Origin of the sequence: Streptomyces camponoticapitis (genome assembly GCF_014646115.1) — a bacterium.
GTDB lineage: Bacteria > Actinomycetota > Actinomycetes > Streptomycetales > Streptomycetaceae > Streptomyces > Streptomyces camponoticapitis.
In genome coordinates this window covers 66353-89958 of the sequence record NZ_BMMV01000015.1, presented here as the reverse complement: position 1 = coordinate 89958, position 23606 = coordinate 66353, and the positions used below count along the sequence as shown (strand labels likewise).

The following is a 23606-nucleotide window of genomic DNA, read 5'->3' as shown; positions in this document are numbered from 1 at the left end:
TCAGCCCACTCTCATGGAGATGATCTGGAGTTCCTGTCCCGACGTGATCTCCACATCGGCGCTCCCGCACGGACACAGCAATACAAGATCCGCCAGGGTGAAGTCCTTCGAACACGCCCGGCAGCGCGCAGTTCCCGGCGGCTGTTCGATTTCGAGTGCCGCGCCTTCGGCGACCGTGCCCGCCGTGGTCAGGTCGAAACAGAAGCGCATCGAGTCGGGCACCACGGCGGTCAGCATTCCCACCCGGACGCTGACGGTGCGTACCGGTCTTCCCGCCGCGCGCTCGCATACCGCGTCGACAATGCTCTGTGTGATCGACAATTCATGCACCTACCGACCGGCCTTCCTTGAGTCACCCAATTGGCCCAGGAATTCCGGGCGCAAAAGCAGGGCCGCCCGGACGAAACCCGTGTTGACAGAACGTTCAGCCGGATCCTAGATGGTAGCAATGTGAGTGACGCCACACCCATGAGATTCATGGGTATCGGGTGGACCAATCCCGGAAGGCAGCGGTGCTATGCCGACAGAAGCGGCGAAAAAAGCCGAGGACACGCTGATCCATGTGCTGTGGATCAATGCCGGACTGAGCTGTGACGGGGATTCGGTCGCGCTGACCGCCGCGACCCAGCCCAGCATCGAGGAGATCGCACTCGGCGCGCTGCCCGGTCTGCCACAGATCGCCGTGCACTGGCCGCTGATCGATTTCGAGTGCGGCCCGAACGGTGGCGCCGACGATTTCCTGGAGTGGTTCTTCAAGGCGGACCGCGGCGAACTGGAGCCTTTCGTCCTGGTCGTCGAAGGCTCGATTCCCAACGAGAAGCTGAAGGAAGAGGGTTACTGGTCGGGCTTCGGCAACGACCCCGCGACCGGTCAGCCGATGACCACCAGCGAGTGGCTCGACCGGCTCGCGCCCAAGGCCACCGCGATCGTCGCGGCCGGCACGTGCGCCACGTACGGCGGCATCCACGCCATGGCGGGCAACCCCACCGGCGCCATGGGTGTCCCCGACTACCTGGGCTGGGAGTGGAAGTCCAAGGCCGGGATCCCCATCGTGTGCGTCCCCGGCTGCCCCATCCAGCCGGACAACCTCTCGGAGACGCTCACCTATCTGCTCTACATGGCCACCGACCAGGCCCCGATGATCCCCCTCGACGACGAACTGCGTCCGACCTGGCTGTTCGGCCAGACCGTGCACGAGGGCTGCGACCGGGCCGGCTACTACGAGCAGGGCGACTTCGCGACGGAGTACGGCTCGCCCAAGTGCATCGTGAAGCTGGGCTGCTGGGGTCCCGCAGTGAAGTGCAACGTGCCCAAGCGCGGCTGGATGAACGGCATCGGCGGCTGCCCCAACGTCGGCGGCATCTGCATCGGCTGCACCATGCCCGGATTCCCGGACAAATTCATGCCCTTCATGGACGAGCCTCCGGGCGGGAAACTCTCCACGAACGCCGTCGGTATGTACGGGGCGACAATGCGGCGGCTGCGCCATATCACCACCCACACGCTCGACCGCGAACCGAAATGGCGTAAGCGCGGCAAGGAACTCACCACCGGCGCCACCCGCACCTGGTAATCCTGCGAATGCCCCATCGGCCGCCGATCCGGCGGCCGATGGGGCACTCACCTGGACGCCACCCGGTAACTCACCCTCCACGAAACCGAGACGGAAAGAAGAGGCGGCCCCATGACGGCGACGAGCCAGGGCAGAGACGAACTGGTGGAGATGGCATGGGACCCCATCACCCGAATCGTCGGGAGTCTGGGTATCTACACGAAGATCGACTTCAAGCAGAAGGTCGTCGCCGAGTGCCACAGCACCAGCTCGATCTTCCGCGGCTATTCGGTCTTCATGAAGGGCAAGGACCCGCGCGACGCCCACTTCATCACCAGCCGGATCTGCGGAATCTGCGGTGACAACCACGCCACCTGTTCCTGCTACGCGCAGAACATGGCGTACGGCGTGAAGCCGCCGCATCTGGGTGAGTGGATCGTGAATCTCGGCGAGGCCGCCGAGTACATGTTCGACCACAATATCTTCCAGGAGAATCTGGTCGGGGTCGACTACTGCGAGAAGATGGTCGCCGAGACCAATCCCGGCGTACTCGAACTGGCCAACCGCACCAACTCCCCGCACGCCGAGGACCACGGCTACAAGACCATCGGCGACATCATGCGGTCGCTGAACCCCTTCACGGGCGAGTTCTACCGCGAGGCCCTTCAGGTCAGCCGGATGACCCGCGAGATGTTCTGCCTCATGGAGGGCCGCCATGTGCACCCCTCCACGCTCTACCCCGGCGGGGTGGGCACGGTGGCGACCATCCAGCTCATGACGGACTACATCACCCGGCTCCAGCGCTACGTGGAGTTCATGAAGAAGGTCGTGCCCATGCACGACGACCTCTTCGACTTCTTCTACGAGGCGCTGCCCGGCTACGAGGAGGTCGGCAACCGCCGTATCCTGCTCGGCTGCTGGGGCTCCTTCCAGGACCCGGAGCACTGCAACTTCGAGTACAAGGACATGACCGACTGGGGTCGGAAGATGTACGTGACCCCCGGCATCGTCGTGGACGGCAAGCTCATCACCACCGACCTGGTGAAGATCAACCTCGGTATCCGCATCCTGCTCGGCTCGTCGTACTACAACGACTGGGACGAGCAGGAGATGTTCGTGACCCACGACCCGCTCGGCAACCCGGTCGACCGCCGCCACCCGTGGAACCAGCACACCAACCCGCAGCCGCAGAAGCGGGACCTGGGCGACAAGTACAGCTGGGTCATGTCGCCGCGCTGGTTCGACGGCGAGGAATACCTCGCGCTCGACACCGGCGGCGGGCCGCTCGCCCGCCTGTGGGTCACCGCGCTGGCCGGTCTCGTCGACATCGGCTACATCCAGGCCACCGGCAAGAGCGTGAAGATCAACCTCCCCAAGACCGCGCTCAAGGGCCCGGTCGAGCTGGAGTGGCACGTCCCGCGCTGGAGCAACACCATCGAGCGCAACCGGGCGCGGACCTACTTCCAGGCGTACGCGGCGGCCTGCGCCCTGCACTTCGCCGAGAAGGCGCTCGTGGAGATCCGGGCGGGCCGTACCAAGACGTGGGAGAAGTTCGAGGTCCCGGAGGAAGGCGTCGGCTGCGGCTTCACCGAGGCCGTACGCGGTGTGCTCTCGCACCACATGGTGATCAGGGACGGCAAGATCGCCAACTACCACCCGTATCCGCCGACCCCGTGGAACGCGAGCCCGCGCGACACCTACGGAACGCCCGGGCCCTACGAGGACGCGGTGCAGGGCCAGCCGATCTTCGAGGAGAACGACCGGGAGAACTTCAAGGGCATCGACATCATGCGTACGGTCCGCAGCTTCGACCCCTGTCTGCCCTGCGGCGTGCACATGTATCTCGGTGAGGGCAAGAAGCTGGAGCTGCTGCACTCGCCCACGCAGTCCGCGGGCAGTGAGTGACGTGGCTGACGTTCAGGCCATGACGGAGCGGCACGCCGAACAGTCCCCGGGGTCCGAGGAGTGGCGGGCGACCGGGGAGCGTATCGACACCCTGATCGCCGCCAGCGCGGCCGGCGGCGTCGTGGCGCGCGAGCGCAGCGAGGAACTGGTGCGGCTCGTCACGGACTTCTACGGCGCCGGCCTCGAACGCCTCCTCGACCTCGTCCACGAGCGGGGGCGGCTGGACGACGAGACCCTGGCCGCCATCGCCGCCGACGACCTGGTGGCGAGCGTGCTGCTGGTGCACGGACTGCACCCGTACAGCGTGATGACGCGGGTCGAGAAGGCGCTGGACAGCGTACGGCCGTATCTCGGATCGCACGGCGGCGACGTGGAGCTGCTGGAGGTCACGGACGAAGGAGCCGTGAAACTACGGCTGTTGGGCAGTTGTGACGGCTGCCCGTCCTCCTCCGCCACCCTGGAACTCGCCGTACGGGGCGCGATCGAGGCGGCGGCCCCGGAGATCACCACGATCGAGGTCGAGCCCGCCGAGGAGAGCGCCGCCGGGGCCGCGGGCCCGCTGGTACCGGTGGACGCCCTCTTCTCCCGGCTGCACGAAGCGGAAGCCGGAGCCGGTGACGCGGGCGCGACCTGGGAGCCAGTCCCGGCCCTGCTCGCCCTGGAGTCCGGCGGCGTCGAGCGCTTCACCGTCGGCGGGCTGCCGGTCGTCGCCTGCCGGATCGGCCCCGACCTGTTCGCCTTCCGTGACCGGTGCGCCCGGTGCGAACTCCCGATGGAGGGCGCCACGCTGGCCCGGCGGCTCGGGGGCGGCGCGGGTGACGGCGTGCTGCGCTGCTCCGCCTGCCGCGCGCACTACGACGTACGGCGGGCCGGGGCCTGCCTCGACGAGGAGGCCGACGGGGCGCATCTGGACCCGTTGCCGCTGCTGGCGGACGGGGCGTCCGTCTCTGTCGCCGTACCGGGCCGGGCCGTGGTCGCGACATGAGCGCACCCCGGGGCCGCACCGTGTCGCCGGTCGCCGCGCTGCTGCGGGTCAGCCGTAATCGGCCCGAGCCGGCCGCCGGTGAGCGGTGCGAGATGTGCGCCGCGCCGATCGGCGAGGAGCACCAGCATGTGGTGAATCTGGAGAGCCGCAGTCTGATGTGCGGCTGCCGGGCCTGCTATCTCCTCTTCACCGACGAGGGCGCGCGGCTGCGCTACCGCGCGGTCCCTGACCGGTATCTGCGGTTCGACGGGCTCCCGTTGGACGCGCGCACCTGGGACGAGCTTCAGATCCCGGTGGGGCTGGCCTTCCTGTTCCGCAACTCCGTGCAGGAGCGCACCATCGCCTTCTACCCCGGCCCCGCCGGGGCCACGGAGTCGGAACTGCCCCTCGACGCCTGGGCGACCATCGTCGAGGCAAACCCCGAACTGGCCGTGCTGCGCCCGGATGTCGAGGCACTGCTCGTACGCCGCACCGCGGCGGGCGGGGGCGGCGGCGGGCGCGAGTCGGTCGCGTCCTGTCATCTGGTGCCGATCGACGCGTGCTACGAACTGGTCGGGCGACTGCGCACGTTGTGGCGCGGCTTCGACGGCGGCCAGGAGGCACACGCCGCGATGGACGCCTTCTTCGAGCACGTCGAGGGCCGCAGCCGGCCCGCGGATTACGTGCCGGCGGCCGTGAACTCATCCGTACCGGCGGCCGTGGACGCTTCCGCGACGACGGTGCACGGCTCCTCGCCCGCCGGCGGGGCCTCATGAGCGGCGCCCCGGCCCCCGGCCTGGAGTTCTCCGTCCAGGACATCGTCGCCGAGCCGTACACCGCCACCCCGCAGCTCACCGCGCGGCTGCGCATCGAGGACGGCACGGACGAGCGGATCCACGCGATCGTGCTGCGCTGCCAGGTCCGTATCGATCCGCAGCGCCGCCACTACGGACCGGCCGAACAGGAAGCGCTGCGCGGGCTGTTCGGGGAGCGCGAGCGGTGGGCCGACACCCTGCGGCCGTTCCAGTGGATGCAGTGCCACACGACCGTGCAGGGCTTCACCGGTTCCACCGAGGTCGACCTCGCGCTGCCCTGCACCTACGACTTCGACGTCAGCGGCTCCCGCTATCTGCACGCGCTGGGTGAGGGCACGGTGCCGATGAGCCTGCTCTTCTCGGGCACCGTCTTCACCAAGGGCGGCGCCGCCGGTTCGGGGTTCGGCGTACGGCAGGTGCCCTGGGACTGCGAGGCGCGGTACCAGCTGCCGGTGGCCGTATGGCGGCAGGTGATCGCCTTCCACTTCCCCAACTCCGGGTGGATCAGGCTCGATCACGACGTCCTCGCCCGCTTCGCGGACTTCCGTGAGCGGCGTGGACTGATCAGCTGGGACGAGACGGTGACCACGGTGCTGGCGGACGCGCGGGCGCGCGCCGCCGCCGACGAGATCGGCGAGGTGGTCACATGACCCCCCTGACGCCCACCGCCCCGGTGGGTCTCGACCATGTCCGTACGATCGCCGACGCGGTCCTGTACGAGGGCTACTTGCTGTACCCGTACCGGGCCAGCTCCCACAAGAACCGCTCACGCTGGCAGTTCGGCGTCCTCGGCCCGCCCCACGCGGCGCCCGGGAGCTTCGCCGAGGACCCGGGCATGGCGACGCAGTGCCTGCTGAAGGTTTCTGACGGATCATCGGCCGCCGCGGAGGCGACCGTCCGGCTCAGATTCCTCCAGCTCCAGGTGCGTGAGGTGCAGCGGCTCGACGAGGACGGCGGGCACACTCCCGTCGGTGAACTCGACGTGGCCGGTGTGTCGGTCCTGAGCTGGGACGAGGCGGTCGAGTGCGAACTCGACCCGGGCACCGTCCCGTTGAGCGGCCGGGGAGGCTCGACGGACGAACTGCTGACCGTCCCCGGAGGCGAGGAGACCGAACCGCTCACCGATGAGCACGGTGTGACGGTCGGCCGTGTCGTACGGCGCCGCGAACCCCTTGCGGTCCGCGTCCGTACCAGTACGACCTGGGACGACGGCTTCCTGCGGCTGTCGGTGTCCGTGGACAACGAACACACCGGGACCGCCACCGACAAGGACGCCGCGATCCGCGCCTCCCTGATCGGCACGCACCTGCTCCTTAAGGCCCACGGCGCCGAATTCGTCTCCCTGCGCGAGCCGTCGCAGGAGGCGGCCCCCGCGGCGGCGCGGTGTGAGCAGCGCCGGTGCTGGCCGGTCCTGGCCGGGGCGAAGGGCTCCACCGACACGGTGCTGGGCGCGCCGATCATCCTCTACGACCACCCGGAGATCGCCGAACAGAGCCCCGGCGCACTGTTCGACTCCACCGAGATCGACGAGATCCTCACCCTCCGCGTGATGACCATGACGGACGAGGAGAAGGCGGAGGCGCGGGCCACCGACCCACGGGCCCGCGAGATCATCGACCGCTGCGACACGATGTCGGCGCAGGACCTCCAGCGGCTCCACGGCCTTCTCCGCGACCCCCACGGTCCGGTCCCGAGAGCCGGCGCCAGGGCCACGGCGCCCCTCGCCGATCTGCGGGACGCCGAGCCGGCCGCTTTCGACACCGGCGGCGCGCCCTGGTGGGACCCGGCGGCCGACGCCGCCGTGTCGCCGGAGTCCGACACTGTGGTCATCGAGGGGGTCCCGGTCACCAAGGGCAGCCTCGTACGCGTCCATCCGTCCCGACGCGCCGACGCGCAGGACCTCTTCTTCGCCGGGCAGGTGGCACGGGTGACCGCCGTGCTCTCGGACGTCGACGGCGGCGTGCACGTCGCCCTCGTCCTGGTCGACGACCCGGCGGCCGAGATGCACGACTGGTACGGCCGCTACTTCTACTTCGCCCCCGACGAACTGGAACCGCTTCCCGCCGGTGACCCCCGGCAGGCCGGCGGCGTCCCCGATACCACCGACAGCCCCCGTTTACCGGAACACCGGAAGGAGAACCCCTCGTGAGAACCCTCGGAATGATCACCACGGGTGTGGCCGCGGCCATGGCGGTGGTCGCCGTCGCCGTCGGCGTGCGATCGCTTCCCGACATCCGCAGATACGTCCGCATGCGCTCGATGTGAGCGCCGGCACGAGTGAGAAGAGGATCCGATGACTGACGCGGCTCGTGGACGCCACGACGAGGAACCGCAGCACGAGCGCGGGCCGAAGGGCTCGCGCGACACCGGCTCGGACCAGCCGTCCGCAGGACCCGCCGACCGGCCGTCCGGCGGCTCCGGCAAGAAGTCGGACACTTCCGTCCAACCCGGCGGGCCCATCGACCCCGAGTCGCCGAACCTCCAGTCCGGCGGGAACTGACCTGACGTGAGCGGCGGCGTGCTCGTTGCCGGTATCGGCAATCTCTTTCTCGGCGACGACGGTTTCGGGCCGGAGGTCGTACGCCGGCTCGCCGGACCCGGGGCGGCGCCGCTTCCCGACGGTGTCCGGGTCGTCGACTACGGCATCCGGGGGATGCACCTCGCGTACGACCTGCTCGACGGGTACGACGCGCTCGTGCTGGTCGACGCCTGCCCCGGCGGCGGCGCGCCCGGCGAGCTGACCGTTCTGGAAGTGGGCCCGGACGACCTCGGGACGGGTGAATTCGACGCACACGGCATGAATCCGGTATCTGTCCTGGCAAATCTGGGTCAACTGGGCGGTACGCTTCCGCACACCCACGTTGTGGGGTGCACCCCCGCCGACGTCGAGGAGGGCATCGGCCTCAGTGAGGCCGTCGCCGCCGCAGTCCCCGAAGCGGTGGCGGAGGTACGCGCGTTGGTCCGGCGGCTGCTCGCCGCGAGACCCACGCCGTCGTCAAGCGTGGCGGACCCCGCGACAGCCGCACCCGCACCCGCCCGGACCCGGAGGTCCTGATCATGTGTCTCGGCATCCCCGGGCAAGTCGTGGAGATCGTCGAGGGGTACGCGGACCAGCTCGCCCTCGTCGACGTGGAGGGCGCCCGGCGCCGTATCAACGTCGGCATGCTCGACTCGCCCCCGGCCGCCGGTGACTGGGTCCTGCTGCACATGGGCTTCGCGATGGAGATCATCGACGAGACGAAGGCGGCCGAAGCGCTGTCAGGTCTTCAGATGATGGGCAGCGGGACCGGGGAGCCGGAGGCCACCCCGGCCCGACAGCCCCGTGTCCGGCGCCGGTTCGAGGTGCGCGGGGTCGTCCAGGGCGTGGGCTTCCGCCCCTTCGTCCATGTCACCGCCTCCGAACTCGCGCTCACCGGTTCCGTGGCCAACACCGGCTCCGGCGTCGTCGCCGAGGTGGAGGGCGACCCCGGAGCGGTCGCGGAGTTCGGCCGCCGGCTGCGGGCCGACCCACCCCCGCTGGCCGTCGTGGAAGCCGTGACCGAGACGGACCAACCGCCCACCGGGGAAGCGGGGTTCGTGATCGCGGAGTCCAGCGCCGCCGACCGCGTCCGCACCCTGGTCTCGCCCGACACCGCGACCTGCGGGGACTGTCTGGCCGAACTGCGCGACCCGGCCGACCGCAGGTACCGCCACCCCTTCATCACCTGCACGCACTGCGGCCCGCGTTTCACGATCGTCACCGGTCTGCCCTACGACCGCGCGGCCACGACCATGGCCGGGTTCGAGATGTGCGACAACTGCCGCACGGAGTACGGCGATCCGCGCGACCGACGCTTCCACGCGCAGCCGATCGCCTGCCATGCCTGCGGTCCGCGACTCGAACTCGTCGCCGCGAACGGCAAGGTGGTCCGCGAGGGGGACCAGGCGCTTCGCACGGCACGGCGGTTGCTCGCCGAGGGAAAGATCGTCGCGATCAAGGGACTCGGCGGCTATCACCTCGCCTGCGACGCCCGTGACGAGACGGCCGTCGCCGAACTGCGGCGCCGTAAGCACCGCGGGGGCAAGCCCTTCGCCGTCATGGTCGCGAACCTCGACGTCGCCGAAGAACTGGTGACGGTGACGGACGACGAGCGGGCGCTCCTCACCGGCCCGCGTGCGCCGATCGTGCTGCTGCCGCGCCGTGCGCCGGCCGCCGGGGCCGGGCTCGCCGCCGACGTGGCCCCCGGCAACCCGGACCTCGGCGTGCTCCTCCCGTACACCCCGCTGCACGTTCTTCTCTTCGGCATCGGCGACGACAGCCCCGGCCCCGACGTGCTCGTGATGACGTCCGGCAACCGGTCCGGCGAGCCGATCGTCACCGACGACACGAAGGCGCTGACCGAACTCGCGCCGCTGGTGGACGCCTGGCTGCGGCACGACCGCCCCATCCAGGTGCCGTGCGACGACTCCGTCAGCCGGTTCGTCGCGGGTGCCGAACTGCCCGTACGGAGATCACGCGGATACGCCCCGCTGCCCCTCGCGCTGCCGTTCGACATCCCGCCGCTGCTCGCCACCGGCGCCGACCTGAAGAACACCTGCGCGCTCGGCGAGGGCGGCTACGCCTGGGTCAGCCAGCACATCGGCGACTTGGACGACCTCTCCACGGTCGACGCGCTGACCCGCACGGCGGCCCATCTCGGGCTGCTGACCGGCGTCCGACCCGAACAGCTCGTGGCCGACGCCCATCCCGGCTACCGCTCCGGCGCCTGGGCCCGCACTCATGCCGACGGCCGGACGGTACGCACCGTGCAGCACCACCACGCGCACATCGCGTCCGTGCTGGGCGAGCACGGCCTCGGCCCCGGTGAGAGCGTCATCGGCTTCGCCTACGACGGCACCGGCCACGGCCCCGACGGCGCGGTGTGGGGCGGCGAGACGCTGATCGCCGACTACATGTCGTACCGCAGGGCCGCGCACCTGGCGTACGTACCGCTTGCGGGAGGTGACGCGAGCGTGCTGCGGCCGTACCGGATGGCGCTCGCGCACCTGCACGCCGCCGGGATCGACTGGGACGGGAAGCTGCCCGCCGTGGCCGCCTGCCCCGACAAGGAACGCGACGTGCTGGCGCACCAGTTCGGGACGGACTTCGGCTGTGTGCCGACATCGAGCATGGGCCGGCTCTTCGACGCGGTGGCGTCACTGGCGGGCGTACGGCAGGAGGTGGCGTACGAGGCGGAGGCGGCGATCGCGCTGGAGGGCCTGGCGAGATCCGTGCCGGGCGAGGCCGCGGGAGACGCCTACGTCTTCGCGCTCGATGGGCCGACCGCGCCGGGTGCCGATGGGCCCGTCGTCGCCGATCCCGCGCCGGTGATCCACGCGGTGGTCCGTGACGTACGCGCGGGCGTTCCTCCGGAGCTGATCGCCGCGCGCTTCCACGCCGCCGTCGCCGCTCTCACCGTCGAACTCGCGGAGCTGTGCCGGCACCGGACCGGGCTCGGAGTGGTCGCGCTCGGCGGCGGCGTCTTCCAGAACGCCGTCCTGCTCGAAGCGGTTCAACAAGGCCTGGGGGAGAGGGACTTCACCGCGCTGCGTCCTCGCCTCCTGCCGCCCAACGACGGCGGCATCGCCTTCGGACAGCTGCTGATCGCCGCGTCCGGCTGACTGTACGTCAGGTCACACCACCAAGAGAGAAGGAAGAGGCACCATGTGTCTGGCAGTCCCCGGGCGGGTGCTCAGTACGGCCGAGGTCGACGGCGCCCTGATGGCCCAGGTCGACTTCGGCGGCGTACGTAAGGAGGTCTGCCTCCAGTACATCCCGGACGCTCGGATCGGTGAGTACGTCGTCGTCCACGTCGGCTTCGCCATCCAGCGCCTCGACGAGGAATCGGCCTTGCGGACACTGGCGAACTTCGAGCAACTCGGTCTCCTGGAGGAGGAGTTCGGCGACGGCTTCGAACTCGCGGCCAGACAGCGGGAATCAGCGGAAGGCACGGTCAAGTGAAGTATCTCGACGAGTTCAGCGACCCCGCTCTCGCCAAGCGGCTGGTCGACCAGATCCACGCCGCCACCACCCGCCCCTGGGCCATGATGGAGGTCTGCGGCGGCCAGACGCACTCGATCATCCGGCACGGCATCGACCAACTGCTGCCCGACGGGGTGGAGATGATCCACGGACCGGGCTGCCCGGTCTGCGTGACCCCGCTGGAGATCATCGACCGGGCGCTGGCGATCGCCGCTCGTCCCGGTGTCATCTTCTGCTCCTTCGGCGACATGCTGCGGGTGCCGGGCAGCGGACAGGACCTGTTCTCGGTGAAGAGCGCGGGCGGTGACGTACGCGTCGTGTACTCCCCGCTCGACGCGCTGAAACTGGCCCGTGAGAACCCGGACAAGGAGGTCGTCTTCTTCGGCATCGGCTTCGAGACGACCGCCCCCGCCAACGCCATGACGGTCCATCAGGCCAGGAGGCTGGGCGTACGGAACTTCTCCCTGCTCGTCTCGCACGTCCTCGTACCGCCCGCGATCGCGGCCATCATGGAGTCCCCCACCTGCCGGGTGCAGGCCTTCCTCGCCGCCGGGCATGTGTGCAGCGTGATGGGGACCTCCGAGTACCCGCCGCTCGCGCGGAAGTACCAAGTCCCCATCGTCGTCACGGGATTCGAACCGCTCGACATCCTCGAAGGTGTCCGCCGCACGGTCCTCCAGCTCGAACAGGGCCGTCACGAGGTGGAGAACGCCTACCCCCGCGCCGTGCGCGACGAGGGCAACCTCCCCGCCATGGAGATGCTGCGCGATGTCTTCGAGGTCACCGACCGGACATGGCGCGGCATCGGCATGATCCCGGGCAGTGGATGGCGACTGTCCGAGAAGTACGCGGAGTTCGACGCCGAGCGCCGGTTCGACGTGGCCGGTATCCGGACCGCCGAGTCGTCGCTGTGCCGGTCGGGCGATGTGCTCCAGGGGCTGATCAAGCCGCACGAGTGCGCGGCCTTCGGCAAGGAGTGCACCCCCAGGAATCCGCTGGGCGCCACGATGGTGTCCTCCGAAGGCGCGTGCGCCGCGTACTTCACCTACCGCCGGCTGGAACTGGTCGATGCGAAGTGACTGAGACCGAGACGACCAACCACGTTCCCGCGCCCGCGACCTCCCCCCGGGACGCTTCGGTGACCGCCCCCGCGACCTCCCCCGACGGCCTCGACTTCGAGAGCTGGACCTGCCCCGTCCCCCTCCGCTCGACCCCGACCGTCGTCATGGGCCACGGAGGCGGCGGGGCGATGTCCGCCGAGCTGGTCGAGCACCTGTTCCTTCCCGCGTACGGCTCCGCCGCCGCACACGAACTGGGCGACTCCGCCGTACTCACCGTCGGCGACGGCACCCGGCTCGCCTTCTCCACCGACTCGTTCGTGGTCAGACCGATGTTCTTCCCCGGCGGCTCCATCGGGGACCTCGCCGTCAACGGCACCGTCAACGACCTGGCCATGTCGGGCGCCACACCGCTCTTCATGTCGTCCGCGTTCATCCTCCAGGAAGGCACCGCGCTCACCGAACTCGGCCGGATCGCCCAGGACATGGGCGCGGCGGCGCGAGCGGCCGGGGTCCGACTCGTCACCGGCGACACCAAGGTCGTCGACAGCGGCAGCGGGGACGGCGTCTACGTCAACACCTCCGGGATCGGCGTGATCCCCGCGGGAGTCGACATCGGTCCACGCCGGGCCGTCCCCGGGGACGCCGTGCTGATCAGCGGCGACATCGGGGTGCACGGCGTGGCGGTCATGAGCTGCCGGGACGGCCTGGACTTCGGCACGACGGTCGAGAGCGACACAGCGCCGCTGCACGGTCTCGTCGCCGCGATGCTCGTCACCGGCACCGACGTGCATGTCCTGCGCGACCCCACGCGCGGTGGCGTCGCCGCCTCACTGAACGAGATCGCCACCGCCTCGGGGGTCGGCGTCGAACTGATCGAGCGGGACCTGCCCGTACCCGACACCGTCCGTGACGCGTGCAGCCTCCTCGGGCTCGACCCCCTCCAGGTCGCCAACGAGGGCAAGCTGATCGCGATCGTCCCCGGAGACCGCTCCGACGAGGTCCTCGCGGCCCTCCAGGCGCACCCCCTGGGAGTCGGGGCACGCCGCATCGGCACCTGCGTACCGGACCATCCCGGCATGGTGGTCGCCAGAACCGGGCTCGGCGGATCGCGGGTCGTCCCCCTCCCCGTCGGCGAACAGCTCCCGAGGATCTGCTGAATGAGCGAGCGATGAGCGAGCGCGGCGCGATCCTCTTCGCGCGGTACGCCTACCCGCCCAACGAACTCGGCTACTGCGGCCCGGCCGACTCCGCGGCGCTGCTGCGCCCGGCCGACCCCGAGGGCATCGAGCGCGGCGCCCGGCAGTTCGAGGGCGCCTGGGTCTATCTCGAATTCCTCGCCGAGACGGCCGGGCTCGACGACCCGCTCGACGAACGCGTCGTCGAGGCGTACTGGATCGGCAACGACCTTCTGGACCGGGCCGACCCGGAAGCCCTGCTGGCCCGCATGCGCGACCGCTTCCGGGGCCAGCTGGGCGGCACCTGGCGCGACGCCCCCGGCCGCGCCCTCGCCCACCACAGCTTCCAGGTCTTCGACGTCTACCCCTGGGCCGAGTTGCTGCGCGCCTCGGGCAACCTGACGGCGCTGTCGGTCCTCGACCGGTGCCGTATCCGGACGGGGGTCGTCCAGGCGGTCTCCGGCGAGTCGGCCACGGTCGAGTCCCGTCCGCTGATCTGGACGGGTACGGCCCTGACGCCGGGACCGCCCCGCGAGGAGACCGTGCGCTGGTCGACGGGCGGCCGGTCCCTGATCGCCGGGCCCGCTCCGGGCGATCTCGTGGCGCTGCACTGGGACTGGGTGTGCGACGTGCTGACGGAGACTCAGGCGGCGCGCGTCGAGTCGACGGAGGCGCGCCGGCTCGCGGTGCCGGCGTGTGCGGCGGCGTCGGGGTGATTCGCCGAGGGGCGGGCCAGCCGCTCTACGCGAAGGCGCTGAGGGTGACCTCGGCGGCCTCCGCGATGAGGGCGTCGTCCGCCTCGGCGCCCTTGAAGTCGCGGCGGGACAGTACGGCGATGGCGATCGGGTCGGCCCTGGGGGGCCACACGATCGCGATGTCGTTGCGGGTGCCGTAGCCGCCGGTGCCGGTCTTGTCACCGACCTGCCAGCCCTTGGGGGTGCCCGCGCGGATGACCGTGTCGCCGGTGGTGTTGCGCTTGAGCCAGTCCGTCAGCACGGCCCGTTTGCCGGCGGGAAGGGCGTCCCCGAGGACGTACGTACGAAGGTCGGTGGCCAGCGCGCGGGCGGTGCTGGTGTCGCGGAGATCGCCGGGAACGGCGTCGCTGAGCTCGACCTCGTAGCGGTCGCACCGGGTGACGCGGTCCCCGATGCCGACGAGGGCCTTTTCGAGGCCCTTCGGGCCGCCCAGCTCGTCGAAGAGCACGTTGGCCGCACCGTTGTCGCTGTAGCGGACGGTGGCGTCGCACAGCTCCCGCAGGGTCAGACCCGTGGCGAGATGCCGCTCGGTGATCGGTGAATGACCTTCGACGGAGTCGCGGTCGTAGCGGATCAGGCGGTCGAGTTCCCTGAGGGAGTTCTTCCCCAGGATCACGGCGGCGAGCAGCGCCTTGCAGGTGGAGGCGTACGCGAAGCGTTCGTCGGGCCGGTGGGTGATCGACCGGCCGCTGCCGGTGTCGATCGCGTAGACGCCGAGGCGGGCGTCGAACTTCCGCTCCAGTCCGGCGAAAGCGCGCGCCATCCCGGGGTCGGTCCCGGACGTGGTACCGGACGGGGCAGGGGTCGACTTCGAGGGGGTGGAGCCGGAACGGGACGGTGACCCGTCGTCGGAGGAGCCGCTGCCGCAGCCGACGAGAGGGATCGTGGCGAGGCCGGTGAGGGTGGCGAGCGCGGCACGGCGGGGGACCTGGACACGGGTGCGGGTACGGCTGGACATACGGTGGCGGCTTTCCCTTCAGGGGTGCTCTGATCGGACCCTTCACACGGAGGTACGGGCCTGGTGTCCGTACCTCCTTCGCCCCGAGGAGATCAACGGCCGACCGTTCACGTCCAAGACCGCTATCGCTCATGGATCAATCAATCATCGGTATGGTTGCTGGTCGTGGACCTGATACGACACCTGCAGTGCTTCGTCGCTGTAGCGGAAGAGTTACATTTCGGCCGTGCCGCCCGCCGGCTCGGTGTCGCCCAGCCACCCCTGTCACAGCGCATCCAGCGGCTGGAGCGGGAGTTGGGCGTACGTCTCTTCGAGCGCTCCAGCAGACACGTCACGATCACCAAGTCGGGCGCGCTCCTTCTCGACGAGGCACGCCAGTTGCTCGCCCACTCCGAGGCGCTGATGGCCACCGCCCGACGTATCCAGGAGGGTCACAGCGGGCTGCTGCGCGCCGCGCTGCCGCCCGACATCACGGGGGAGACCGTGGCCGCGATCCTGGCCGGATTCCAGGAGCGCGCAGGGGGAGTGGAACTGGAACTGCACGAGTCGGGGACCTCCGAGCAACTCGCCCGGCTCGCCTCGCACGAACTCGACGTCGGGCTCATCCACCACCCCTGCGACGTGTCCGGTCTGGAGCTGGGCCCCGTCCTGCGCCATGAACTCGGCGTCCTGCTGCCGCACGACGCCCCTGAGGCGCGCCTCGAAACGGTCCCGCTCGCCGCGCTCACCGGATACGACCTGATCCTCTTCCCCCGCGCCCACGCCCCCGCCGTCCACGACGATCTCCTGACCACCTGCGCGCGGCACGGCTACACCCCCGCCGCGGTCCGGCACGGCCAGGGGCCGAGCTTCATACGCGGCCTGCTGCTGTCCAGCCGCGCCATCGCCTTCGGACCGCGCGACGCCCACCATGCCGGGGACCCGGACCTCAGCTGGCGCCCGCTGAGCGGCGCGCCGCTGGCCCGGCGCCACTCGGCCGCCTGGCCCAAGGGGCGGGGCGACGCAGCCGTACGGGCCTTCGCCGACACTGTCACCGACGCCCTGGGCCGTACCGCCGCCGGCCCCGACCTGTCCACCGGCCCGCTGCATCTGCGCCCGGCGGCGGAGTACTGGATATGACCGAGCCCCCCGCCCGCACCCACCCACGCGACCGGATCCGCGCCGCTTTCGCCGAAGCCGGGGTCACCGGCCGGCTGCACGCCGTGGACATCGACTCCGGTGCCCAGATCGACGTGGGCGCGGACCAGCCCGTGGTGACCGCGAGCGTCCACAAGCTCCCGCTGCTCGTCACGCTCCATCAGCACGCGGAGGCAGGGCACTTGGCCCTGACGGACCAGGCCGAGTCACCGGCCGAAGGCCGAACGGCGGGACCCACGGGACTGTCCGCGATGCTCGACCCGGCACGTCTCTCCCTGCGCGACGCGGCCTATCTGATGATGGCCGTCAGCGACAACACGGCCGCCGAACTCCTCCTGGAACGCGTCGGTCTCGACGCCGTCAACAAGACCACCGAGCGCCTGGGGCTCACCCGTACCCACGCCGTCCAGACCTTCCGCGAGTTCATCGCCGGCATCAGGGAGGACGCCGGGCCCGGCGGCTCGCAGGCGCTGGCCGACCCTCAGGTCCTCGCCCGCCTGCGCGCGCTCGACCCGGCCCGCACCAACCGGAGCACCGCACGCGACATGACCCGTCTGCTCGGCGCGATCTGGCGCGACGAGGCGTGCGGCCCCGAGCACAGCGCGGCCGTCCGCCGCCTGCTCGGCCTCCAGGTGTGGCCCCACCGGCTGGCATCCGGTTTCCCCTTCGACGAGGTGCACGTCGCGGGCAAGACGGGCAGCGCGCCCACGCTCCGCAACGAGGTCGGCGTCATCGAGTACCCCGACCACGGCCGCTACGCCGTCGCGGTCTTCACCCGCGCGGCCAGCCCGGCCGCCGCCCTGCCCGCGGCGGACGCCGTCATCGGCACCGCGGCGCGCATCGCGATCGACGCGCTGCGCAGCCCTGCCCCGCGTTAGGCGTTAGGCGGGCGGCGGGGGCGGTCCGGGTCGTAGCGCCGCGCGGCGTGGACGGTGGAAGGCCGGTTCTTGTCGTCTACTCGGAGAGGTGGCCATCGGTGCGGTAGTACTAGTCTCATCGGCGATGCTGGATATCCGTCGTACGACTGGGAAGCACTGAGCGGGGCGGTTGTGGAAGAGCACCGAGCAGACGGCGATGCCGAGCGGGAGGAGTCCCCTCGCGACGACGGGTCGGACCTGAGCGACCGGCTCGGCCGGCTGGAGCAGGTGGTCGCCGGGATGGCGGCGGAGGCGGCGGAGCGCCGCGAGGGTTCGGAGGTGCCGGCGGAGTCGCAGGCGCCCGGTGACCCGGTGCCCGACGCGGGACATGACGAACGGGCGCCGGGCGAAGGCGAGTTGGAGGAGTCCGAGACCGCGGAGAGTCCCGTGGCGGGTGATTGGGCGGGTGATTCCGCGCGCGACGGCGCGGGCGAGTCGGCGAGTCCGGCGGAGCCGGGCCCCTCCGTGGCTGTGGGGGCGGCGTCTGCCCAGGTCGCCGCCCCCGACGAGCCCGGCCCTGCCGCGCCCGGCCCCTCCGTGACAGCGACCGTCGAGCTCGACGCCCTGCCCGCCAGGCCGACCGAGCCCGTCTCGTCCTCGGCGTACCGCGACACGCCCCACCCTCCCCCCAGGCGTCTGCGGCGCATCGGGTGGGCGCTCGCCGGTACCGGTGTCTGTTGTGCCGTCGTGCTCGGGGGCGCGGTGATCGGTGGAGGCTCGGCGCCGCCCTGGCTCTCCATACCAGGGGTCACCGAGAGCGACGACCAGGATCCGGCGAACACCTCGCCCGCTCCCGCGGATTCGGTCTCGGGCGCGCCGGAGGCCGGACAGGGGCAGAGCGGTGGACCGGTGCCGGGCGAGACCCCGCGGAGCGGGGAAGCCGTGGAGCCCTCGGCCGGGGCGCGGTCCGGTGGCACTGGTTCACCCGAACCGCTCCCGACGGAGACCGGCGCGGTGTCGCCCTCCGCGACGTCGGGGAGCCCGAGCGCCCCGGAGGCCACGACCTCGCAGTCGCCCAGCGCCGGCGCCGGCAGTGCCGGTACGGGGACCGGCACACCGACACCGTCGGGCGAGTCGAGCGAACCCCCGGAGGACGACCACGACCCGCTCGGCGGACTTCTTGGCGGCCTCTTCGGCGGCTGACCCGAATCAGGGGCGGTACACGAGGAGTTGGGCCACCTCGTAGGACATCTCCCTCGTGTCCGGTTCCGGGCGGGGGTGGTAACGGCCCGCGCAGACCGAGAGGTTCACGATCAGATAGGCCCGCCAGTCCCGGCCCACGCCCCTGCGGTCGGCGAAGGCGCGGACGCCGTTGATGTGCCAGTCGACCGAGCGCGCGCCGAGGCGGACCTCGAAGTCCACCCAGGCGCCCGGGCGGACAGCCCGGTCGCGGTGGTAGCGCTGGGCGCCGTTCACATGGTTCGACAGCTCCAGGAGATCCGGGTTGTCCGGGTGGTACTCGAAAACGTCGATCTCGTTGCCGCCGTCCAGCCAGGTCCAGATCGCCGGCCAGGCCCCCAGCTCGTGGGGGAGACGGACGCGGGCCTCAAGGATGTCGCCCGTGCGGACCATGAAGCCGTCCGCGCTGCCCTCGGTGGTCAACAGCCCCGCGTACCAGGTGTTCTGGGTCCTGCGCGTGGCGCGGAAGACACCGCTTCGGCTGTACGCGGGGTCCGGGGTCAGATAGTCGAGTTTGTTGTCACCCGGGTTGGTCGGGCCGCCGCCGGGATAGGCCCAGGAGCGGCCGGCCACCCATTGGTCCTCCGACGAGAAGTCGGCCGTGAACACCGGCCGGCCGTAGGGGGAGAGGGAATCCGCGGACTCGTCCGCCGTATCTGAGGATCCGCACATGACGTCGACCGCCTCGATCTCGCACCGCACCGCCCCGCACCAGGGATACGTACCTAAAGGGGCGGCCGACGAAACGCCATAAAATACCGCACACTTACTCGACCGCGTCCTACCGGTCCAGAAGGCGGAACTCCACGCTCCTACGCCTGGAACACACACCCGGACGGCGCGGCCGGGCGGGTGGCCTCGTCCGGTTGACGGTCTCGTGGCAGAGCCGTACCTCTCATCCGTCACACACACCGTGCCTGAACACCGCCTGGACGGCGGGTGGTTGCGAGTAGGGCCCCGCCCCGCGGGCGGACGGCCCTACTTCGCGGACACCCTTAGCACCGCGCGGTGCTCCTCGCAACAGGTGGTGGCCCCCCTGTGGCAGCCGTGTTGTGGAGCGGCACCACATTCCGTGACGGACCGCGCGCTCCTACTGTGACCGCACCCCACTCCGGCCACCGTCCTCCCCGAGGGACGCGGCCGGGCCCTTGTCGCCGGAGGTCACGTTGTCCCACGTATCGCCGTCCCGTCCGGATCAGCCGACACCCACTCACGTACGACGTCGCGGACGCCTGCGCCGCGCCCTCGGGCGCGCCGCCGCCGCCCTCGCCCTGGCCGCCGGAATCGCGCTGCTCCCGCCGGCGCCCGAGGCGCGGGCGGCCGTCGCCCTTGAGCGGGTGACCAGTTTCGGGGCCAACCCCGGCGGCCTGAACATGTACGTCTACCGGCCCGCGTCCCTGCCGGCGAACGCGCCCGTGGTCGTCGCGCTGCACGGCTGCACACAGTCCGCCCAGATCTACGCCGACAACTCGGGCCTGACCACCTACGCCGACCGGTACGGCTTCCTGCTGCTCTTCGCCGAGACGACGTCGGTCAACAACGCCAACAAGTGCTTCAACTGGTTCCAGGCCGCCGACATCCGGCGCGGTCAGGGCGAGGCCGCGTCCATCCGGCAGATGGTCGCCCACGCCGTGTCGTCCTACGGCGCCGACGCCGGCCGGGTCAATGTCACGGGGCTGTCGGCGGGCGGTGCCATGACGGCGGTCATGCTCGCCGCGTATCCCGACGTCTTCAAGGCCGGCGCGGTGATGGCCGGACTGCCCTACGAGTGCGCCACGGACGTCCTCGCCGCCTTCACCTGCATGAGCCCCGGCGTCGACCGTACGCCGCAGGACTGGGCGCAGCGCGCACGGAACGCCTACCCCGGCCACGCCGGCCCCTGGCCCAGGGTCTCCGTGTGGCAGGGCGACAACGATCCCACCGTCGTCCCGAGGAACGCCGACGAACTGCGGGACCAGTGGACCCAGGTGCACGGCCTCGACCAGACGCCCGACCGCAGCTCCACCATCGGCCCCAACGGGACGCGCCGGGACGAGTATCTGGCCGGGGACGGCACCGTCGCCGTCGAGGTCAACCGGGTACCGAACATCGGTCACGGCACGCCCGTCGACCCCGGCACGGGCGCCGAGCAGTGCGGGGCCACCGGCACCGCCAACTTCATCGACTCGATCTGCTCAAGCCACTGGGTCACCCGCTTCTTCGGACTCGACACCTCCGCGCCGGACCCCGGCGGCCTGCCGGCCCCGGCCGGACTGCGGTCCACGGGCGTGACCAGCTCCTCCGTCGCGCTGGAGTGGGAGCCGGTGGCCGGCGCGACCGGCTACGCGGTCTACCGGGGCGGTACACGGGTGGGCCGGCCGGCCGAGGCCAGGTACACCGACAGCGGCCTGGGCGCCGGGACCACGCACACGTACAGCGTCGCGGCGCACGGCGCCGACGGTGTCGAAGGCGCCCGCTCCGCGCAGGTCACGGCCAGTACCACCGGAGCGACGGCGACCTGCTGGACGTCGAGCAACTACGAGCATGTGCCGTCCGGACGGGCGACCACCAGTGGGGGATACGTGTACGCCAAGGGTTCGAACCAGAACATGGGCCTCAACAACACGTTCGTCGTCCGCACGTTGAAGGAGTCCCCGACGGGTTATTACGTCCTCGCCGATGCTCGCTGCCCCTGACGGGCGGGTAGCGTCCCGCCGCCCTGTACGTGTCGCGTGTCGTGTCCTTACAACGGAGTGATGGCCCATGCCAGTTGTCCCGCAGAACGTCCCACCCGCCCCGACGGCCGTGCCCGTCACGGCAGTTCGGCCTGAACGGCGGCCCTTCGTCGGGCGGCTGCGCGCCGCGTCCGTCGCCGTGGCGGCCGTGATGGTGGCGGTCTCGGCCCCCGCGATCCCGGCCTCCGCGGTCTCGGCCTCCGGCCCGGACGACGACCGGCGCCCCGGCCACTGCGCCCGGATGAACGCGATCGACGTACCCGGCGCCGAACACCAACGGGCCGCCTGCCTGGACGAGTTGACCACCGCGGGCACCGTCGCGTCGGGCCACACCGACGAGGCCGACTGGTCGGGGCTGACGCCGAAGGATCTCGCCACCCCGAGCGGCGTACCGGGGATCCAGATCGACGGCTACTTCCCCGACTCCTCCACCACCAACACCACCCACGGCTGGAACCACGACTCCCAGTTCGTGATCCGGCTGCCCGACCGCTGGAACGGCGGCCTCGTCGTCGCCGGATCGCCCGGGGTCCGCGAGCAGTACGCCAACGACCGTGCCTTCGGCGACTGGGTGCTCGCCCGCGGCTACGCCTTCGCCGCCACCGACAAGGGCAACACCGGCGCCGCCTTCCACCGCGACGGCTCCGCGCCCGGCGACGCCCTCGCCGAATGGAACGGCCGGGTCACCCAACTCACCCGCGCGGCCAGGAAGGTGACCGCCCAGCGCTATCAGCGGCCCGTGGCCCGCACGCTCGCGATGGGCATGTCCAACGGCGGCTACTTGGTGCGCTGGCAGCTGGAGAAACACCCCGAGCTGTACGACGGCGGCGTCGACTGGGAGGGCACCCTCTGGCGTACGGAGGACCCCAACCCCCTCACCTTCCTGCCGCCCACCCTGCGCGCCTATCCCCTCTGGGCGGCCGGTGGCCCGGGCGCGGGCGCGGCACACCGGGAGATCGTGGACGCCGGATTCCCGGCAGGCTCGGAGTTCCTCTGGCCGTACCACCACCAGTACTACTGGGATCTCACCCAACGCATCTACCGCGAGGAAGTGGACCCCGGATACGACGGCGCGACCGAGGCCGGGACGCCCTTCTGCGCCCCGGGGACACCGGCCTGCGACGCCGACTACGACTACGACGCCCGCCCGAAGACGGTCCGCGAGGCCGTCGGGAAGATCGAGCTGACCGGCCGGATCGGCAAACCTCTGATCAGCTTCCACGGCACGCTCGACGTGCTGCTGCCCATCTCCAAGACCTCGGACGCGTACGCGAAGATGGTGCGCCGTGAGGGCCGGGGCGCGCTGCACCGCTACTACCGGGTCGAGGGCGGTACGCACGTCGACTCGCTCTTCGACACCTTCCCCGACCGGCTCCGCCCGCTGGTGCCGTGTCACCGCTCCGCCGTCACCGCGCTGGAGCGCTGGCTGGACGACGGCCGGCGCCCGCCTTCGAGCCGCACGCTGCCGATGCCCGAGGGGGCGGATCCGGCCGCGCTGCTCAGCCGGTGCCCGCTCGGCGGGTGACCGCGTGACCGCGTGACCGCGTAGAGTGGCCGATCGGCGCTCTCGGTGACGCAGGTGGTGAACAGCGACACCTGATCGGTATCCACTGTGGTGAACCGTCACATGGGATGTCCGGTCAGGTGTCTCTACCGTTCCGGCCATGAAGAGCCCAAGTCACGCAGGCCCCGACCCCTCCGCACCGCGCGCGGACGGCAGTCGGCTCCACGGTCGCACCGCGCTGGTGACCGGTGGCGGCAGCGGCATCGGACGGGCCTGCGCCGAGGCGCTCGCCGGAGCCGGGGCGCTGGTGCACATCGTCGACCGCGACGCCGACGCGGCCAAGTCCGCCGCCGCCGCGACCGGGGGCGTGAGCCACGCCGTGGACCTCGCCGACGCCGGGGCGATCGACCGGCTCCCCGCCGAGGTGGACATCCTGGTCAACAACGCCGGGCTGCAACACGTCGCCGCCATCGAGGACTTCCCGCCCGACAGGTTCGAGCTGATCCAGAAGGTGATGCTCACGGCCCCGTTCCTGCTGATGCGGCACTGCCTGCCGCACATGTACGCGGGCGGCTGGGGCCGCGTGGTCAACATCTCCAGCATGCACGGACTGCGCGCCAGCGCCTTCAAGTCCGCCTACGTCGCCGCCAAACACGGCCTGGAGGGGCTGAGCAAGGTGGCCGCTCTCGAAGGCGCCCCGCACGGCGTGACCAGCAACTGCGTCAACCCCGGCTACGTACGGACTCCGCTCGTGGAAGGGCAGATCGCCGCCCAGGCGGTAGCCCACGGAATCCCCCCGGACGAAGTCGTCAGAGACGTATTGCTGGACCGTTCCGCGATCAAACGGCTGATCGAGCCGGAGGAGGTGGCCGCGGTGTGCCTCTGGCTCTGCGGGCCCAACACCGGTTACATCACCGGTTCTTCCCTGCCCGTCGACGGCGGGTGGGGCGCCGGCTGACGCCCCGGCGG

General features: G+C 71.0%; 23 protein-coding genes. 20 read left to right on the top strand and 3 right to left on the bottom strand.

The window, feature by feature from the left end; all coding sequences use genetic code 11:
* Positions 1-321, bottom strand: a complete 321-nt coding sequence (locus tag IEY79_RS22565; protein WP_229701040.1) for a hydrogenase maturation nickel metallochaperone HypA/HybF — start codon at positions 319-321, stop codon at positions 1-3.
* Between the two features lie 196 nt (positions 322-517).
* On the opposite strand from IEY79_RS22565, the gene IEY79_RS22560 reads away from it, so the two are divergent.
* From IEY79_RS22560 to IEY79_RS22500, 14 genes are all read left to right on the top strand, one after another.
* Complete coding sequence (locus tag IEY79_RS22560) at positions 518-1573, top strand: NADH-quinone oxidoreductase subunit B family protein (protein ID WP_189109374.1); 1056 nt, start codon at positions 518-520, stop codon at positions 1571-1573.
* A gap of 111 nt (positions 1574-1684) precedes the next feature.
* Complete coding sequence (locus IEY79_RS22555) at positions 1685-3457, top strand: nickel-dependent hydrogenase large subunit (protein ID WP_189109373.1); 1773 nt, start codon at positions 1685-1687, stop codon at positions 3455-3457.
* Position 3458: 1 nt separating this feature from the next.
* A complete protein-coding gene (locus IEY79_RS22550) occupies positions 3459-4442 on the top strand; it encodes a NifU family protein (RefSeq protein WP_229701039.1) in 984 nt (327 codons plus the stop codon).
* Positions 4439-5197 carry a DUF5947 family protein gene (locus IEY79_RS22545; protein ID WP_229701038.1) on the top strand — a complete coding sequence of 253 codons (759 nt, stop codon included), beginning with the start codon at positions 4439-4441 and terminating at the stop codon, positions 5195-5197. Before IEY79_RS22550 ends, IEY79_RS22545 begins: the two co-directional genes overlap by 4 nt.
* Positions 5194-5886 carry a DUF6084 family protein gene (locus tag IEY79_RS22540; protein ID WP_189109372.1) on the top strand — a complete coding sequence of 231 codons (693 nt, stop codon included), beginning with the start codon at positions 5194-5196 and terminating at the stop codon, positions 5884-5886. The genes IEY79_RS22545 and IEY79_RS22540 overlap by 4 nt, the downstream gene beginning before the upstream one ends.
* Positions 5883-7385: a hypothetical protein gene (locus IEY79_RS22535; RefSeq protein WP_229701037.1), complete on the top strand. Its 1503-nt coding sequence runs from the start codon at positions 5883-5885 to the stop codon at positions 7383-7385. The genes IEY79_RS22540 and IEY79_RS22535 overlap by 4 nt, the downstream gene beginning before the upstream one ends.
* A complete protein-coding gene (locus tag IEY79_RS38435; protein WP_373292597.1) occupies positions 7382-7501 on the top strand; it encodes a DUF6893 family small protein in 120 nt (39 codons plus the stop codon). The genes IEY79_RS22535 and IEY79_RS38435 overlap by 4 nt, the downstream gene beginning before the upstream one ends.
* Positions 7502-7529: 28 nt before the next feature.
* A complete protein-coding gene (locus tag IEY79_RS22530; protein ID WP_189109462.1) occupies positions 7530-7736 on the top strand; it encodes a hypothetical protein in 207 nt (68 codons plus the stop codon).
* 6 nt (positions 7737-7742) lie between these two features.
* On the top strand, positions 7743-8291 hold the full coding sequence (locus tag IEY79_RS22525) for a hydrogenase maturation protease (protein WP_189109371.1): 549 nt from the start codon (positions 7743-7745) through the stop codon (positions 8289-8291).
* A gap of 2 nt (positions 8292-8293) precedes the next feature.
* Positions 8294-10876: a carbamoyltransferase HypF gene (gene hypF / locus IEY79_RS22520; RefSeq protein ID WP_189109370.1), complete on the top strand. Its 2583-nt coding sequence runs from the start codon at positions 8294-8296 to the stop codon at positions 10874-10876.
* A gap of 43 nt (positions 10877-10919) precedes the next feature.
* Positions 10920-11216, top strand: a complete 297-nt coding sequence (locus IEY79_RS22515; RefSeq protein ID WP_189109369.1) for a HypC/HybG/HupF family hydrogenase formation chaperone — start codon at positions 10920-10922, stop codon at positions 11214-11216.
* Positions 11213-12316, top strand: a complete 1104-nt coding sequence (gene hypD / locus IEY79_RS22510) for a hydrogenase formation protein HypD (RefSeq protein WP_189109368.1) — start codon at positions 11213-11215, stop codon at positions 12314-12316. Before IEY79_RS22515 ends, hypD begins: the two co-directional genes overlap by 4 nt.
* A gap of 146 nt (positions 12317-12462) precedes the next feature.
* Positions 12463-13455, top strand: a complete 993-nt coding sequence (gene hypE / locus IEY79_RS22505) for a hydrogenase expression/formation protein HypE (protein WP_189109458.1) — start codon at positions 12463-12465, stop codon at positions 13453-13455.
* A gap of 11 nt (positions 13456-13466) precedes the next feature.
* The gene (locus IEY79_RS22500) at positions 13467-14189 is read left to right on the top strand and encodes a DUF6390 family protein (protein ID WP_189109367.1); all 723 of its coding nucleotides are present in this window, start codon (positions 13467-13469) and stop codon (positions 14187-14189) included.
* Between the two features lie 25 nt (positions 14190-14214).
* Here IEY79_RS22500 and bla read toward each other — a convergent pair whose 3' ends face one another.
* A complete protein-coding gene (gene bla, locus IEY79_RS22495; protein WP_189109366.1) occupies positions 14215-15186 on the bottom strand; it encodes a class A beta-lactamase in 972 nt (323 codons plus the stop codon).
* A 165-nt stretch (positions 15187-15351) separates the two neighbouring features.
* On the opposite strand from bla, the gene IEY79_RS22490 reads away from it, so the two are divergent.
* From IEY79_RS22490 to IEY79_RS22480, 3 genes are all read left to right on the top strand, one after another.
* Entirely contained in the window at positions 15352-16305 is a 954-nt protein-coding gene (locus IEY79_RS22490) for a LysR family transcriptional regulator (RefSeq protein ID WP_189109365.1), read from the top strand.
* Entirely contained in the window at positions 16302-17201 is a 900-nt protein-coding gene (locus tag IEY79_RS22485; protein WP_189109364.1) for a serine hydrolase, read from the top strand. Before IEY79_RS22490 ends, IEY79_RS22485 begins: the two co-directional genes overlap by 4 nt.
* 171 nt (positions 17202-17372) lie before the next feature.
* The gene (locus tag IEY79_RS22480) at positions 17373-18383 is read left to right on the top strand and encodes a hypothetical protein (protein WP_189109363.1); all 1011 of its coding nucleotides are present in this window, start codon (positions 17373-17375) and stop codon (positions 18381-18383) included.
* Positions 18384-18389: 6 nt separating this feature from the next.
* Here the strand turns inward: IEY79_RS22480 and IEY79_RS22475 are convergent, their stop codons facing one another.
* On the bottom strand, positions 18390-19121 hold the full coding sequence (locus tag IEY79_RS22475) for a LamG domain-containing protein (protein WP_229701036.1): 732 nt from the start codon (positions 19119-19121) through the stop codon (positions 18390-18392).
* Between the two features lie 581 nt (positions 19122-19702).
* Between IEY79_RS22475 and IEY79_RS22470 the strand changes: the two genes are divergently transcribed.
* The 3 genes from IEY79_RS22470 to IEY79_RS22460 all read left to right on the top strand — a co-directional run bounded on the left by IEY79_RS22470 (position 19703) and on the right by IEY79_RS22460 (position 23595).
* On the top strand, positions 19703-21094 hold the full coding sequence (locus IEY79_RS22470; RefSeq protein WP_444544903.1) for an extracellular catalytic domain type 1 short-chain-length polyhydroxyalkanoate depolymerase: 1392 nt from the start codon (positions 19703-19705) through the stop codon (positions 21092-21094).
* A gap of 190 nt (positions 21095-21284) precedes the next feature.
* Positions 21285-22658, top strand: a complete 1374-nt coding sequence (locus IEY79_RS22465; protein WP_189109455.1) for a 3-hydroxybutyrate oligomer hydrolase family protein — start codon at positions 21285-21287, stop codon at positions 22656-22658.
* Positions 22659-22797: 139 nt separating this feature from the next.
* Positions 22798-23595, top strand: coding sequence for a 3-hydroxybutyrate dehydrogenase (locus tag IEY79_RS22460; RefSeq protein WP_189109362.1), 798 nt, complete (start codon positions 22798-22800; stop codon positions 23593-23595).
* The last annotated feature ends 11 nt before the right edge of the window (positions 23596-23606 follow it).

What these genes read in the sequence shown, in the direction of transcription:
- IEY79_RS22560 (WP_189109374.1), top strand. Translation starts at nt 518, where the DNA reads ATGCCGACAGAAGCGGCGAAAAAAGCCGAGGACACGCTGATCCATGTG.
- IEY79_RS22555 (WP_189109373.1), top strand. Translation starts at nt 1,685, where the DNA reads ATGACGGCGACGAGCCAGGGCAGAGACGAACTGGTGGAGATGGCATGG.
- IEY79_RS22545 (WP_229701038.1), top strand. Translation starts at nt 4,439, where the DNA reads ATGAGCGCACCCCGGGGCCGCACCGTGTCGCCGGTCGCCGCGCTGCTG.
- IEY79_RS22540 (WP_189109372.1), top strand. Translation starts at nt 5,194, where the DNA reads ATGAGCGGCGCCCCGGCCCCCGGCCTGGAGTTCTCCGTCCAGGACATC.
- IEY79_RS22535 (WP_229701037.1), top strand. Translation starts at nt 5,883, where the DNA reads ATGACCCCCCTGACGCCCACCGCCCCGGTGGGTCTCGACCATGTCCGT.
- IEY79_RS22530 (WP_189109462.1), top strand. Translation starts at nt 7,530, where the DNA reads ATGACTGACGCGGCTCGTGGACGCCACGACGAGGAACCGCAGCACGAG.
- hypF (WP_189109370.1), top strand. Translation starts at nt 8,294, where the DNA reads ATGTGTCTCGGCATCCCCGGGCAAGTCGTGGAGATCGTCGAGGGGTAC.
- IEY79_RS22515 (WP_189109369.1), top strand. Translation starts at nt 10,920, where the DNA reads ATGTGTCTGGCAGTCCCCGGGCGGGTGCTCAGTACGGCCGAGGTCGAC.
- hypE (WP_189109458.1), top strand. Translation starts at nt 12,463, where the DNA reads ATGGGCCACGGAGGCGGCGGGGCGATGTCCGCCGAGCTGGTCGAGCAC.
- IEY79_RS22500 (WP_189109367.1), top strand. Translation starts at nt 13,467, where the DNA reads ATGAGCGAGCGCGGCGCGATCCTCTTCGCGCGGTACGCCTACCCGCCC.
- bla (WP_189109366.1), bottom strand. Translation starts at nt 15,186, where the DNA reads ATGTCCAGCCGTACCCGCACCCGTGTCCAGGTCCCCCGCCGTGCCGCG.
- IEY79_RS22485 (WP_189109364.1), top strand. Translation starts at nt 16,302, where the DNA reads ATGACCGAGCCCCCCGCCCGCACCCACCCACGCGACCGGATCCGCGCC.
- IEY79_RS22465 (WP_189109455.1), top strand. Translation starts at nt 21,285, where the DNA reads ATGGTGGCGGTCTCGGCCCCCGCGATCCCGGCCTCCGCGGTCTCGGCC.
- IEY79_RS22460 (WP_189109362.1), top strand. Translation starts at nt 22,798, where the DNA reads ATGAAGAGCCCAAGTCACGCAGGCCCCGACCCCTCCGCACCGCGCGCG.